We start from the raw sequence: 14,700 nt of genomic DNA on the forward strand, positions 1-14,700 counted from the left end.
TGGGTTGAGGCGGCCTCACGCCGCCTCGAGGTCGAGATCCGCCCACACCGGCACATGGTCCGACGGCTTCTCCCAGCTGCGCACATAACTGTCGATGCCGACATTGCCGAGCCGGTCGCTGGCCTGTGGCGACAGCAGCAGATGGTCGATCCGCAGGCCGTGGTTCTTCTGCCAAGCGCCGGCCTGGTAGTCCCAGAACGTGTAGAGCCCGGGCTCGTCGGTGACGGCCCGAAGCGCATCGGTCAGGCCGAGGCCGAGCAGGGACTGAAAACTCTCCCGCGTCTCGGCCTTGAACAGGGCGTCCTCGGTCCAGGCGGCGGGATTATGGACGTCGCGGGCATGCGGGATGACGTTGAAGTCGCCTGCGAGGATCAGCGGCTCCTCGGTCTTGAGGCGCTCCTTCGAATACTCAAGAAGCCGCGACATCCATTTGAGCTTGTAGGGATATTTCTCGGTGCCGACCGGATTGCCGTTGGGCAGATAGAGGCAGGCGATGCGCAGCACGCCGCTCTTGAGCGTCACCACGCCTTCGAGGAAGCGGGCATGCGCATCCTCGTCGTCGCCGGCCAGCCCCGACTTGGTCTCGTCGAACCGGAGCTTCGAGAGCAGGGCGACACCGTTGAACGTCTTCTGCCCATGGGTGACCACGTTGTAGCCGAGCGCCTCGATCTCCAGCCGCGGGAAGGCCTCGTCGACGCATTTGATCTCCTGGAGGCAGACGATGTCCGGCTGGCACTCCTTCAGCCAGGTCAGCAACAGGTCGATCCGCTGCCGGACCGAGTTCACGTTCCAGGTGGCTATTCTGATGGGCATTTCGACGGGCTCCGGGCAGGGGCCATGGTTAGAACAAAATGCAAACGCGCCCGTCAAGGACGCTGCGAAATCTCCCACAAAATTAACCCGGCTTAAGTCGGGCCTGGGTCATTGATCGTGAAAAGGTTTTTCGAATGGGACGGCCGGACAAATCCATGAAGCGAACCGAGCCCCGCGACGGGTTGATCGGCGCGTTCCTGTACTGGCTCGGCGGCTACGAGATCGAGGACGGCCTGACCGCCGGTCTCAGCGAGCGCGAGCTGAGCCGCATCCGCGCCAAGCAGATCGACGCGGTGATACGCCTGATCCCGGTGACGATGGCCGTCACCATGCTCAACGTCGCAGTCGTGCTGGTCCTGTTCTGGGGCCGTGGCTGGAACGACTTTCTCGCGATCTGGGGCATGACCCTCGCGACCGCCGCCTCGCTCGCGGTGCGCGCGTGGCGGCGCTCCCACCGGAGCCCGCCGCAGGAAGCCTCGCCCCGCGCCGCGCGGCAGATGTTGCGGCAGGCGTTTTTCCTCGCCGCAATCTGGGGCACGCTGCCGATCGCGCTGTTCAGCCGCATCGAGCCGACCAGCCAGCTCGTCCTGGCCTGCCTGATGGTCGGCACGATGTCCGGCGGCGCCTTCATGCTCTCGACCTTCCCGCGCGCGGGCCTTGTCTATCTCGCGACGACGACGATTGCCTGCGCCGCGGCGTTGCTGTTGTGCGGCACCGGGCCTTACCTCCTGACCGCGGTGTTTCTGCTGCTGTTCGCGTTCTTCATGGCGCGCAACATCGTCTCGCAAGGCAATCTGTTCCTCGGCAATCTCAAGGCCCGGCTCGAGCTCGAGCGCCAGACCGAGATCATTTCGCTATTGCTGAAGGATTTTCAGGAGAACGCCAGCGACTGGCTATGGCAGACCGACGCCGAAGGGCATCTGGTCGACGTGCCCGAGCGCTTCGCCGCCGTCGCACAGCTGCCACTGCCGTTGCTGAAGGGCTCGCATTTCGCCGACGTGCTCGACATGCTGTGCCCCGAAGACAAGAGCGCGGCCTACAATGTCGTCGGCCTGATGGAGCACGCCGAACCGCTGCACGAAATGAACCTCAAGGTCGTCGCCGGCGGCGAGGCGCGGCTGTGGTCGCTCACTGCGAAGCCGGCCTACGACCGCGACGGTCAATTCCTCGGCTATCGCGGCTTCGGCCGCGACGTGACCGAGCGCTGGCGCGCCGAAAAGGCCGAGGCCGAGAGCCGTGCCAAATCGGATTTCCTCGCGGTGATGAGCCACGAGATCCGCACGCCGATGAACGGCGTGCTCGGGCTTGCCAGCGTGCTGCTGGAGACAAAACTCGATCCGGAGCAGCGCGAGGCTGTCACCACGATCCGCGAGTCCGGCGACAATCTCCAGCGCATCCTCAACGACATCCTGGACCTGTCCAAGCTCGAGGCCGGACGCTTCGCGTTCGAGGTGATCGACTTCGCGCCGCAGGCGATGGTCGAAGCCGTGGCGACCATCGTGCGCGCGAGCGCCAAGAGCAAGGGGCTCGCCGTCAAGGTCGAGCTCGATCCCAACCTGCCGCCGACGCTGCGCGGCGATGTCGCGCGTATCCGCCAGGTCCTGCTCAATCTCGCATCCAACGCGGTGAAGTTCACTGACGGAGGCGAAGTCACGATCGCAGCTATCTGTCAGGCCCGCCGCGATCTGCTCGCCACCGTCGAATGGAGCGTGACCGACAGCGGTATCGGCATCGCCCCCGAGAAGCTCGGCCAGCTCTTCTCCGACTTCGCCCAGGCCGACGCCTCGATCAGCCGCCGCTTCGGCGGCACCGGGCTGGGCCTAGCGATCTCCCGGCGCATCATCGAGCAGATGGGCGGCACCATCGGCGTCACCTCGACGCCCGGCGAAGGCTCGACCTTCCGCTTCACGCTGGTACTGCCGTGGAGTCAGGTGCAAACGTCCGATCACGACGCTGGCCGCGAGGAAGCCGACGATCTCAAGGCGCGCATCGCGGGCCTCGACCGACCGCTGAAGGTGCTGGTCGCCGAGGACGACGCCGTCAACCGCATGGTCGTGAGCAAGATGCTCGGTGCCTTCGACGTCGAGTTGCGCGTCGTGACCGACGGTGTCGAGGCCGTCGCGGCCGTGTCCGAAGGCGATTACGATATCGTGCTGATGGACGTGCGCATGCCCGAGATGGACGGGCTTGCCGCGACCCGCGCGATCCGCGCCGAGGGCGGACGCTTCGCGGCCCTACCGATCATCGCGCTGACCGCCAATGCCTTCCCCGAGGACGTCAAGATCTGCCGCGAGGCGGGGATGTCGGACTTCCTGGCCAAGCCGCTACGCAAGCCTGCGCTGGTGGCGGCGCTGCTGCGTGCGCTCGATGGACATGTGATGGCGGAAGACGCACCACTTCAGCCGGAGCTCACGTCTGTCGACGTGGAGTGGACGGACGAGGAAAGGCAGATGACTGGCGCCTAAAGCCTGTCAGATCGAGAAGCTGGTCCCGCAGCCACAGGACGCCGTGGCGTTGGGATTGTTGACCCGGAACGAGGCGCCGATCAGATCGTCGACGAAATCGACCTGCGAGCCCGCCAGGAACGGCTGCGAGGCGGAATCGACCAGCACCACAGCATTGTCCTGCTCGATCACGAGATCGTCGTCGGTGCGGGCACGGTCAATGTCGAACTTGTACTGGAAGCCGGAGCAGCCGCCGCCCTCGACCGAGATCCGCAGCATCGCGCCAGACCCTTCGCCCTTGAGGATCTCCCCAATCCGGCGTGCGGCCTTGTCACTGATGGTCACGTCAGTCGTCATCGTTCGTCTCCGATAGCCCCGCGGTCACACCAAGGTCGCCCGAAGGTCGGTTGCCCAATTCAGTTGGTATCCCGCGTCCGGCATAGTTAAGTGCCACCATACGCAGAATCAAATGGATAGGGACTAAATTCGCCGTGTCCGTCGGAATGGCTGCCCCCCACGCGCCCTATGCCTGCGATCCCGATCGCAGCCGCGGCCGGCTGGTCGCGGAACCGCCGAGCCGGACCCGCAGCCCGTTCCGGCGGGATTGCGACCGGGTGATCCATTCCACCGCGTTCCGCCGACTGAAGTACAAGACCCAGGTGTTCGTGTTCCACGAGGGCGACCATTACCGGACCCGGCTGACCCATTCGCTGGAGGTGGCGCAGATTGCCCGGGCGCTGGCGCGGCAGCTCGGGCTGGACGAGGACCTAACGGAAACCTTGGCGCTCGCCCACGACCTCGGCCATCCGCCGTTCGGGCACGCCGGCGAGCGGGCACTGGACGCCTGCCTGACGGATTTCGGCGGCTTCGACCACAACGCCCAGACGCTCCGCGTCGTCGCGGCGCTGGAACACCGCTACCCCGAATTCGACGGGCTCAACCTGACCTGGGAAGCGCTGGAAGGCATCGTCAAGCACAATGGCCCGCTGACCGATCGCAGCGGTGCGCCGGTCGGGCGTTATCGCGAGCACGGCATTCCTGTCGGCATCGCCGACTACATCAAGACCTACGATCTCGAATTGTGGAGTTTCGCCTCGCTGGAGGCACAGGTCGCCGCGATCGCCGACGACATCGCCTATGATGCCCACGATATCGACGACGGCCTGCGCGCCGGCCTGTTTCACCTCGACGACCTCAAGGTCATGCCGCTGACCGCGGAGATCATCGCCGAGACGTCTGCGCATTACCCCGATCTCGAAGACGTCAGGCGCGGCGCCGAGCTGGTGCGCGAGCTGATCTCGCACCTGATCGGTGCCGTGTTCGCCGAGGCGCAGACAAACCTTGCCGCCGTGAAACCGCAATCCGCCCAGGACGTGCGCCAGCAGAGCCGGGCACTGATCGCGTTCCCCGCCGCGGTCGCCGAGGAGGAGGCCGCCATCAAGCGCTTTCTCTATCAGCACATGTACCGCCACAAGCGGGTCATGCGGGTGATGAGCGAGGCGGAACAGATCCTGTTCGACCTGTTCGCGAAATACCTCACATCGCCCGGCGAACTGCCGCCGGAATGGCTGGTCGGGGCGGAGGCGGACAATGAGGGCGACCGGGCTCGACGGATCGGGAATTTCATTGCCGGAATGACCGACCGTTTCGCCCTGACCGAGCACCAGCGGCTCTTTGACTCGACCCCGGATTTGCGTTAGGCGGCGCCCATGCCCGACACATCCTCAGCACTGCACCTGTTCGCCGACGTGCTCGCACGCGTGCACGCGGTCTGCCGCGCGCTTGCGGCGGACGCCAACTGGCCCGAGGGCATCGATTTCTCGCGCGTGGTGGTCGAGCCGCCGCGCGATACCTCCCATGGCGACATGGCGACCAACGCGGCCATGGTGCTTGCGAAAGAGGCAAAGGCAAAGCCACCGGATCTCGCCGAGCAGATCGCCGAACGGCTGCGCGCGGATGCGCTGATCGCCAAGGTCGACGTCGCCGGTCCCGGCTTCATCAATTTGACGCTGAAGCCGGCCGCATGGGCGGAGGCGCTACGGACCGTGCTGCGCGAGGGCGCCGATTACGGCCGCGTCCGCGGCGGCTCCAAGGTCAACGTTGAATATGTCTCGGCCAACCCGACCGGACCGATGCATGTCGGCCATTGCCGCGGCGCCGTGTTCGGCGACGCGCTGGCGAGCCTGCTCGAGTTCGCAGGCCGTGACGTCACGCGCGAATATTACATCAACGACGCCGGTGCGCAGGTCGACGTGCTCGCACGTTCCGCGTTCCTCAGGTATCGCGAGGCGCTCGGCGAGGACATCGGCGCGATTCCGGAAGGCCTTTATCCCGGCGACTATCTGAAGCCGGTCGGGCAGGCGCTGGCCAACGAACACGGCGACAAGCTCCTCGCCATGAGCGAGGGCGCGTGGCTGCCGACGGTACGCGCCAAGGCCATCGCGATGATGATGGACGAGATCAAGGGAGATCTCGGCGCGCTCAACATCCGCCACGACGTGTTCTTCTCGGAGCGCTCGCTGCAGGACGCCGGCAACAACAAGGTCGCCGAGACCATCGACTTCCTCAAGGCCAAGGGCGATGTCTACCAGGGCCGTCTGCCGCCGCCAAAAGGGGCCCCGGCCGAGGATTGGGAAGATCGCGAGCAGTTGCTGTTCAAGGCGACTGCTTATGGCGACGACGTCGATCGCCCGCTGATCAAGTCGGACAATTCCTATACCTACTTCGCCGCCGATATCGCCTACCATAAGAACAAGTTCGACCGTGGTTTTGCGGAAATGATCGACGTCTGGGGCGCCGACCATGGTGGCTACATCAAGCGCATGCAGGCGGCGGTGAAGGCGACGACCTCCGGCAAGGGGGCGCTCGACGTCAAGATCGTCCAGCTCGTGAAGTTGCTGCGCAACGGCGAGCCGGTGAAAATGTCCAAGCGGAGCGGGGACTTCGTCACCTTGCGTGAGGTGGTAGATGAAGTCGGCCAGGACGCCGTCCGCTTCATGATGCTCTACCGCAAGAACGACGCGGTGCTCGACTTCGACCTTGCCAAGGTCATGGAACAGTCGCGCGACAACCCCGTGTTCTATGTCCAGTACGGCCACGCCCGCGGCCATTCGATCTTCCGCAACGCCCGGGCCGAGGTGTTCCCGGAACTCCACGAGGAAACCGAGAAGCGCATCGCCTGGCTCGGTGAGTCGGCGGTGGAACGGCTGTCAGACCCGGCTGAGCTCGACCTTCTTAAGCGGCTCGCAATTTTTCCGCGCATGCTTGAAGCGGCGGCAAGCGCCCACGAGCCGCACCGAATTGCTTTCTATCTCTATGACTTAGCGAGCGAATTTCACGCACTTTGGACGAAGGGTCGCGATTTGCCCTATTTACGCTTCATTATCAATAATGATGCAGATCTAACGAAGGCGCGGCTGGCCATGGTCCAGGGCGTCGTCTCTGTCCTGGCATCGGGCCTCGCCATCCTCGGCGTCCATGCTCCGGACGAGATGCGGTAGTTTGGGGCGAACTACTTAAGGGATTTCGGGGGTAACCGGCAGAAGCCGGATCGCTTAGACTTGGTTGAAAGCCTTGTGGGTCGAAAGCCGTGCCTTGGTCGAGGGGCGCGCGGCTTTCCCGAAGGGACGCATCATCACGATGGCCGAACGATATCAGGACAGACCGTTTCCTTCCGATGACTATGGTCGCGGTGGCGATCAGCATGGGAGCGGCGATCCCTTGGCCGAACTCGCTCGCCTGATCGGGCAGACCGATCCGTTTGCGGCGCAAGGGCGGCCGGGTGCGCACCCGCCAGCAGCGCCCGCGCCTGCCCAGAGCTATCAGGACGACGACTATCGCCAGGACGATGACCCGCAGGACTATGCCGAGCAGGCTCCTCCGCCGCCGCCCGGACCGCCCTCATGGATGCGGCGCGCCAATGTGCAGCCGCAGACGGCGCCAGCTGAGCCTGCCTATCCCGCTTCCGTAAACCCGGTTCATCCACTGCATCGTTATTCAGCCCAGCCGACTGCGCCCGAGCCCGAACCTGATTTTCGTCAGCCGCAGGCCTATCCGGATCAGGGCTATCAAGCTCCTGCTTATCAAGCTCCTGCCTATCAGGATCAGGCCTACCAGCAGCACGATCAGGCTTATCAGGAACAAGCCTATCAGCAGCAGCCCGATCCGGCGCGCTACGACGATGCGCTCTACGGACGGCTGGAGGCGGGCGAACAAGACTACCAGCGCGATGCCGCCTATCCCGACGATCCTTACGCATTCCAGAGCGACTATCCCGAGGCCGATCTCGACGAGCCCAAGAAGCAGCGCGGCGGCATGATGACGGTCGCGGCGATCCTGGCGCTTGCCGTGGTCGGGACCGGCGCTGCGTTCGCCTACAAGACCTATGTGGGCTCGCCCCGCAGCGGCGAGCCGCCCATCATCAAGGCCGACAACACGCCGACCAAAATCGTGCCGGCTCCGTCGGACTCCTCGGCCAAGGTGCCGGACCGCATGGTCACCGGTGATGGCGCTGAGAAGATCGTGCCGCGCGAGGAGGCGCCTGTCGACGTCAACGCCAAGGCGGGAGGTCCCCGCGTGGTGTTCCCGCCGCTGAACCAGAACGCGAACCCGCCGCCGGTCGCGAGCGTGTCGCCGTCCAGCATTCCGCTGTCGAGTGCGGGCCCGAATCCGAGTAACGGCACGCTGCCGAACAATTCGCCGCGCGCGATCAGGACCGTGGCCGTGAAGGGCGATCAGACCGACGCCACCGCGTCGCAAGCCGCCGCCGTCGCGAAGCCGGCAGCTCCACCGAAGCCCATTGCGGCACCCGCTGCACCACGCACGCCGCCGACCTCGGCCAATGCCAGTGCCAATCAGCCGCTCTCGCTGGCGCCGCAATCGGCGCCGGCTGCGGAGCCGCCGCAGCGGATGGCTGCGACCAATCCGACGCAAATTGCGCCCGCGAGCAGCGGTGGCGGTGGCTACGTCGTGCAGGTCTCCTCGCAGCAGACCGAGGATAGCGCCCACGCCTCCTACCGGGTGCTTCAGAGCAAGTACGGCAGCGTGCTGGGCTCCCGCGCTCCGGTGGTCAAGCGGGTCGACCTGACCGACAAGGGCAAGGGAATCGTCTACCGCGCCTTCGCTGGGCCCTACGGATCGCTCGAAGAGGCGAACCAGGCCTGCAACAGTTTGAAATCCGCGGGCCTGTCGGCCTGCTTCGTCCAGAGGAATTAACGGCCGTTTCCTTGACCGTCTCGCGGGTCAGGGTTAATCGGCCGTATGAGCACGCGGGCCTTCATTACCGGCGTTTCCGGAACGGAACTAACCGCCGCCGAGCGGGAGTTTATCCGCAGCGAACGCCCGTGGGGCTTCATCCTCTTCAAGCGCAATATCGAGACGCCGTCTCAAGTTGCTGCACTCGTTGCGGAATTGCGGGCGGTCGCGGGTTTCGCTGATGCCCCTGTCCTGATCGACCAGGAGGGTGGACGGGTGCAGCGCCTAGGGCCGCCGCATTGGCCGGTCTATCCGCCGGGCGCTATTTTCGCAGGCCTCTACGATACTGATTCGGCGCTCGGGCTGGCCGCGGCGCGCCTCAGCGCACGGCTGATCGCGGCCGATCTCGCAGATCTCGGCATTACCGTGGATTGCTTGCCGCTGGCCGACGTGCCGGTGGCTGGCGCCAACGCCGTCATCGGGAACAGGGCCTACGGCACCGAACCGGGAAAAGTCGCCGCGATCGCCCGCGCGGTCACCGAGGGCCTGGAAGAGGGGGGCGTGTTGCCGGTGCTCAAGCACATCCCCGGCCATGGCCGAGCTACGGCCGATACCCATTTCAATCTGCCGACCGTCGACACGTCGCGAGACGAACTGGAGCGCACCGACTTCGCGGCATTCAAGCCTTTAGCGGATTTGCCGATGGCCATGACTGCACATGTTGTGTTTAGCGCGGTCGACCCCGCCCATCCGGCGACGACATCTGCGACAATGATCGCTGAGGTGATTCGCGGCACAATCGGGTTCCAGGGTTTGTTAATGAGTGATGACGTGTCGATGAACGCGCTGTCGGGCAATATCGCCGAGCGGACCCGCGCGATTTTTGCGGCCGGTTGCGACATGGCCCTGCATTGCAACGGCAAGATCGCGGAGATGCGTGAGGTCGCCGGCCAGACACCCGAACTGGCGGGCAGGGCGCTGGAGCGGGCGAACGCCGCGCTCGCCGCGCGTCGAGGACCGCAACCGTTCGATCGCGCGGCCGCACGCGCCGAACTGGACGCATTGATCGCACGGGCAAACACGGCATCGGCATGACCGCAGAAATCCTATCGTTTGAAACCGGGCGGCCCGCAGAGCTCGCCGAGGGTGAGCCGGCGTTGGTGGTGGACGTCGAGGGCTATGAGGGTCCGCTCGACCTGTTGCTCGCACTGGCGCGGCAGCAGAAGGTCGATCTCGCCAAGATCTCGATCCTGGCGCTCGCCGACCAGTATCTCCACTTCATCGAAGCCGCGCGAAAGATCCGCCTCGAGCTTGCCGCCGACTATCTCGTGATGGCGGCCTGGCTCGCCTTTCTGAAATCGCGCCTGCTGCTGCCGGAGCCGCCGAGTGCGGAAGGCCCGAGCGCCGAGCAGATGGCGACGGCGCTCGCCAACCGCCTGCGCCGGCTGGAGGCCATTCGCGAAGCCGCCAACCGGCTGATGAACCGGCAGCAATTGCTGCGCGACATCTTCCCGCGCGGCGAGCCCGAGCAGATCGCCGAGATCAAGCATCCGAAATACACCGCAACGCTCTATGACCTGCTTACCGCCTATGCCGCGCAGCGCCAGTCGCGCGTGCTGGCGAGCGTGCATCTCGCCAAGCGCACGGTGTGGTCGCTTGCGGAGGCGCGCGCCACGCTGGAGCGGCTGGTCGGCAGCATCAGCGAGCAAGACGATTGGGGCGTTCTCGACGATTTTCTGCTGCAGCACGTCGCCGATCCGACGCAGCGCGCGACGGTGCTCGCCTCGAGTTTCGCGGCTGCGCTCGAACTGGTGCGCGAAGGTCAGCTCGAGCTGAATCAGAAAGAGGCGTTTGCGCCCATCTATTTCCGGAAGGGGCGCCCCAAGCCGGTCATGGACGCAGCTCCTGCGCCCGATGCGCCGGTCGCTTAAGTGCAACAAGGAGAATCTGCCATGGCAAGCCTGGCTGAAGTGCGGGTAGAAGAGGCCGAGCCGATGGAGAACGAGTCCCAGGCACGTCCCGAAGAATTGCGGCTGCTGGAAGCGCTGCTGTTCGCTTCGAATGAACCGCTGGACACCGCGACGCTGGCCAAGCGCATGCCCGAGGGCGTGGACGTGAAGGCCGCGCTTGAGCAGTTGCAGGCCGACTATTCCCTGCGCGGCGTGAATCTCGTCCGGGTTGCCAACAAATGGACCTTCCGCACGGCGGGCGATCTCGCCTGGCTGATGACCCGCGAGAGCACCGAAACCCGCCGCCTGTCGCGCGCCGCGATCGAGGTGCTCGCAATCATCGCCTATCACCAGCCGGTGACGCGCGCCGAGATCGAGGAGATCCGCGGCGTCGTCACCTCGAAAGGCACGCTGGACGTGCTGCTGGAAACCGGCTGGATCAAGCCGCGCGGCCGTCGCAAGACGCCGGGCCGTCCCTTGACCTTCGGAACCACCGAGGACTTCCTGTCGCAGTTCACTCTGGAACAGCTCGGCGATCTGCCGGGTTTGGAGGAGCTGAAGGGCACGGGCCTTCTGGATTCGCGTCTGCCGACCGGATTCAGCGTGCCGACGCCGTCGGATGACCCGACTTTGCGTGAGGACGAGGATCCGCTGGAACCAGGCGAGGACCTTGATCTCGCGCTGGCGCCTGCGGTCGAGCCCGAGACGCCGCCGGAAGGCGGCAATGAGGGCGGCGAGGGCGGTAGCGAGGACTGACGTCCCGGCCTTCTACCGGCCACCTGCGACCAGTTAACACTAGCAAAATTACGTAGCGCCAACAGCGAATTGGCGCTGCCTTGGTCCTTGTTTTTGACACCTGCCAAGCCTAGGTTTCGGTGAAGATCGGCCGGGTCCCGGCCATGCGCGTTTGGAGGGTTGCAGGATGGGTTCACTCAGCATTTGGCACTGGGTCCTGGTGATCGCAGTGGTCCTGCTGCTGTTCGGTCGCGGCAAGATTTCGGATCTGATGGGCGACGTGGCGCAGGGCATCAAGGCGTTCAAGAAGGGCATGCAGGACGACGACAAGGTCGCCGACAAGCCCGAGCCGGCCAAGTCCATCGAGCACAACAATGCTGCGCCGACCGCGGCACGGTCCGACGTCGGCAGCAAGGCCGTCTGAGCCAGAGAGCACGCGAGACGCGGGTAGCGGACCCGATCCTGCGCGCGAGGGATTGGGCCGGCTGCGGCTGGCGTGAACGGAAGACCTCATGTTCGATATCGGGTGGAGTGAACTGGTCCTGATCGGGGTCGTGGCCCTGATCGCCATCGGCCCGAAAGAGCTGCCGGGCGTGCTGCGCATGGTCGGGCAGTGGATGGGCAAGGCGCGCAAGATGGCCGCCGAATTCCAGGGCCAGTTCCAGGAGGCGATGCGCGAGGCCGAAATGGCCGACCTGAAGAAGAGCTTCGACGAGGTCAAGGAAGCGGCTTCCGGGTTCGCCGGCAACAATCTGATGACCTCGCTTCAGAAAGACGTCAGCGACGCGCTCCGCGTCGATGCGCTGGACAAGCCGGCCGAGACCTCGACCACCGCCGCTGTTGAGCCGCCGGCGACTTCAAGCGAAGCGCTGGCGACTTCAAGCGAAGCGCTGGCGACTTCAAGCGAAGCGCTGGCGACTTCAAGCGAATTGCCGGCGACGCCCACCACGCCGGAAGCGCCGACGCCCGAGACCTTCGTGGAGGCCGAGGCACATGCGGCGGTGAACGAGCCGCTCGCCATCACCCGTGAGGTCGAGCAGGCGCAGGTCGCTCAAGGTTCGGTCACGCAAGATTCGGTCATCCAGGACACTGCGCCGGCCGAGGCGATCAAGGACGCCAAAGCGTCATGAGCGCCGCCGATATCGAGGCCAGCAAAGCTCCCCTGATGGACCATTTGATCGAGCTGCGTTCGCGGCTGATCAAAGCGCTCCTTGGCTTCGGCATTGCCTTCATCTTCTGCTTCTTCTTCGCCAAGCAGATCTACAACGTGCTGGTCTGGCCGTTCGTGTGGGTCGCGGGTCCCGAGAACTCGAAATTCATCTACACTGCGCTGCTGGAATATTTCATTACTCAGCTCAAGCTCGCGCTGTTCGGCGCCGGCTTCATCTCGTTCCCGATCGTTGCGACGCAGATCTACAAGTTCGTCGCTCCGGGCCTCTACAAGCACGAGAAGCAGGCCTTTCTGCCTTATCTGGTCGCGACCCCGTTCTTCTTCGTGCTGGGCGCAGCACTGGTCTATTTCGTCGTGCTGCCGATGCTGGTCCGCTTCTCGCTCGGCATGCAGCAGGCTGGCAGCGACGAGACCGCGCAGATCCAGCTGCTGCCCAAGGTCGGTGAATACCTGTCGCTGATGATGTCGCTGATCTTCGCCTTCGGCATCGCCTTCCAGCTTCCGGTGATCCTGACGCTGCTCGGGCGCATCGGCATCGTCACGTCAAAAATGCTGCGCGAGAAGCGCCGCTATTTCATCGTCGTCGCCTTCGTCATCGCGGCCGTTCTGACCCCGCCCGACGTGCTTAGCCAGTGCTCGCTCGCGATCCCCTTGCTCGCGCTCTACGAGGGCTCGATCATCGCGGTGGGAATTGTGGAGAAGAAGGCGGCAGCTTCAAAGGCCACCACCGGCACTGACGTATCGACGCCGGCTAATCCGGCGGAGTAGGGCGACACCCCTCGCTGGCATTCCCCGCCTTGTGCACAATTGCGCCCTGGGGCGGGGAATCCAGTACCCCGCGGCCTATCGGAGAATCAGTGATGTCTCTGGAATACTGGATCGCCCGCTTTCGCGGGCGATGACAGCCGTGCTAGGGGAAGCAGCCATTTGCATGAATGCAAATCCAGGATTTGCAGGGTTGCAACAAGCCCCAGGACCTCGGCCATGCACGACATCAAATCGATCCGCGACAACCCGCAAGCCTTCGACGCCGGCCTCGCACGGCGCGGCCTGAAGCCGATGTCGGCCTCGCTGCTTGCGATCGACGAGACCCGGCGTGCGGCGATCCTGGCTTCCGAGCAGGCGCAGGCGCGGCGTAATGCGGCCTCCAAGGAAATCGGCGATGCCAAGAAGGCCAAGGACGAGGCGCGCGCGGCGAAGCTGATGGCGGAAGTCGCCGAGCTCAAGACCACCATGCCGGAGCTCGAGGCGACCGCGAAGGCTGCAGACGAGGAGCTAGCCAGGGAGCTGGCGGCGATCCCCAATCTGCCGCTCGGCGAGGTGCCCGATGGTGTCGACGAGCACGGCAATGTGCAGCGCCATGTCTTCGGCAACAGGCGTAACTACGCGTTCGCGCCAAAACCCCATGACGATCTCGGCGCCGCGCTCGGTGACATGGATTTCGAGACCGCGGCAAAGCTCTCCGGCGCGCGCTTCGTCGTGCTGAAGAAGGGACTGGCGCGGCTCGAACGCGCGCTCGGCCAGTTCATGCTCAATCTACACGTCGACGAGCACGGCTATACCGAGATCAATCCGCCGCTGCTCGTGCGCAACGAGATCATGTTCGGCACCGGACAATTGCCGAAATTCGAGGACGACCAGTTCTGGGCGATCAAGGGCGAATTGCTCGCCGCGCCCGACCTTGAGCGGCTCCGGACCGAGCGTCTCGGGATCATTCCGACCGCGGAGGTGGCGCTCACCAATCTCGTCCGCGAATCCATCCTCGACGAAAAGCAGCTGCCGATGCGCCTGACTGCGCTGACGCCGTGTTTTCGCGCGGAGGCGGGCGCCGCTGGGCGCGATACCCGAGGCATGATCCGGCAGCACCAGTTCACCAAAGTCGAACTGGTCTCGATCACGACGCCGGAGACGAGCAAGGACGAGCACGAGCGCATGCTCGCCTGTGCCGAGGAAGTGTTGCGGCGGCTCGAGCTGCATTACCGCGTGATGACGCTGTGCACCGGGGATATGGGTTTCTCGTCGCAAAAAACCTATGACATCGAGGTCTGGATGCCGGGTCAGGGCGACGGCGGGGCATTCCGCGAGATATCGAGCTGCTCGGTGTGCGGCGATTTCCAGGCTCGCCGGATGGACGCGCGTTCGCGCGGCCCCGATGGCAAGCCGCGGTTCGTGCACACGCTCAACGGCTCCGGCACCGCGCTCGGCCGCGCGCTGATCGCCGTGATGGAGACCTATCAGCAGGAGGACGGCTCGATTGCGGTCCCCAGCGTGCTCCAGCCCTATATGGGCGGGTTGAAGGTGGTCGCACGCGACTAGGCGTGCTGCGATCTGAAACGGAGAAACGTTTGGTTGCGAAGATCGGGCGGCCGGTTATCCTGCCGGCCACCCGACAACG

General features: G+C 64.9%; 13 protein-coding genes. 11 read left to right on the plus strand and 2 right to left on the minus strand.

Going from position 1 to position 14,700, the window contains the following annotated elements:
* Window positions 1-15: 15 nt before the first annotated feature.
* Entirely contained in the window at window positions 16-813 is a 798-nt protein-coding gene (xth, locus tag ABIB90_RS08810; RefSeq protein ID WP_007590647.1) for an exodeoxyribonuclease III, read from the minus strand.
* A 134-nt stretch (window positions 814-947) separates the two neighbouring features.
* Here xth and ABIB90_RS08815 point away from each other — a divergent pair, with 134 nt between their 5' ends.
* Window positions 948-3,278: a hybrid sensor histidine kinase/response regulator gene (locus ABIB90_RS08815; RefSeq protein ID WP_354160949.1), complete on the plus strand. Its 2,331-nt coding sequence runs from the start codon at window positions 948-950 to the stop codon at window positions 3,276-3,278.
* Between the two features lie 6 nt (window positions 3,279-3,284).
* On the opposite strand, the gene erpA is transcribed toward ABIB90_RS08815, so the two are convergent.
* A complete protein-coding gene (gene erpA / locus ABIB90_RS08820) occupies window positions 3,285-3,614 on the minus strand; it encodes an iron-sulfur cluster insertion protein ErpA (protein WP_007610737.1) in 330 nt (109 codons plus the stop codon).
* A gap of 146 nt (window positions 3,615-3,760) precedes the next feature.
* On the opposite strand from erpA, the gene ABIB90_RS08825 reads away from it, so the two are divergent.
* From ABIB90_RS08825 to serS, 10 genes are all read left to right on the plus strand, one after another.
* The gene (locus ABIB90_RS08825; RefSeq protein WP_246649028.1) at window positions 3,761-4,957 is read left to right on the plus strand and encodes a deoxyguanosinetriphosphate triphosphohydrolase; all 1,197 of its coding nucleotides are present in this window, start codon (window positions 3,761-3,763) and stop codon (window positions 4,955-4,957) included.
* 9 nt (window positions 4,958-4,966) lie between these two features.
* On the plus strand, window positions 4,967-6,757 hold the full coding sequence (gene argS, locus ABIB90_RS08830; RefSeq protein ID WP_354200657.1) for an arginine--tRNA ligase: 1,791 nt from the start codon (window positions 4,967-4,969) through the stop codon (window positions 6,755-6,757).
* 139 nt (window positions 6,758-6,896) lie between these two features.
* Entirely contained in the window at window positions 6,897-8,471 is a 1,575-nt protein-coding gene (locus tag ABIB90_RS08835; RefSeq protein ID WP_354160965.1) for an SPOR domain-containing protein, read from the plus strand.
* 45 nt (window positions 8,472-8,516) lie between these two features.
* Window positions 8,517-9,545, plus strand: coding sequence for a beta-N-acetylhexosaminidase (gene nagZ, locus ABIB90_RS08840; protein WP_354160944.1), 1,029 nt, complete (start codon window positions 8,517-8,519; stop codon window positions 9,543-9,545).
* Entirely contained in the window at window positions 9,542-10,381 is an 840-nt protein-coding gene (locus ABIB90_RS08845; protein ID WP_007590654.1) for a segregation and condensation protein A, read from the plus strand. The genes nagZ and ABIB90_RS08845 overlap by 4 nt, the downstream gene beginning before the upstream one ends.
* 21 nt (window positions 10,382-10,402) lie before the next feature.
* Window positions 10,403-11,155, plus strand: a complete 753-nt coding sequence (gene scpB / locus ABIB90_RS08850; RefSeq protein WP_007590655.1) for an SMC-Scp complex subunit ScpB — start codon at window positions 10,403-10,405, stop codon at window positions 11,153-11,155.
* A 166-nt stretch (window positions 11,156-11,321) separates the two neighbouring features.
* Entirely contained in the window at window positions 11,322-11,558 is a 237-nt protein-coding gene (locus tag ABIB90_RS08855; RefSeq protein WP_007610722.1) for a twin-arginine translocase TatA/TatE family subunit, read from the plus strand.
* 88 nt (window positions 11,559-11,646) lie between these two features.
* The gene (tatB, locus tag ABIB90_RS08860) at window positions 11,647-12,264 is read left to right on the plus strand and encodes a Sec-independent protein translocase protein TatB (protein ID WP_354160941.1); all 618 of its coding nucleotides are present in this window, start codon (window positions 11,647-11,649) and stop codon (window positions 12,262-12,264) included.
* Window positions 12,261-13,073, plus strand: a complete 813-nt coding sequence (tatC, locus tag ABIB90_RS08865) for a twin-arginine translocase subunit TatC (protein ID WP_247397669.1) — start codon at window positions 12,261-12,263, stop codon at window positions 13,071-13,073. The genes tatB and tatC overlap by 4 nt, the downstream gene beginning before the upstream one ends.
* Before the next feature lie 216 nt (window positions 13,074-13,289).
* Window positions 13,290-14,621: a serine--tRNA ligase gene (gene serS, locus ABIB90_RS08870; protein WP_354160939.1), complete on the plus strand. Its 1,332-nt coding sequence runs from the start codon at window positions 13,290-13,292 to the stop codon at window positions 14,619-14,621.
* Window positions 14,622-14,700 lie beyond the last annotated feature (79 nt).

Source organism: Bradyrhizobium sp. JR4.1 (genome assembly GCF_040548605.1).
GTDB classification, from domain to species: domain Bacteria; phylum Pseudomonadota; class Alphaproteobacteria; order Rhizobiales; family Xanthobacteraceae; genus Bradyrhizobium; species Bradyrhizobium canariense.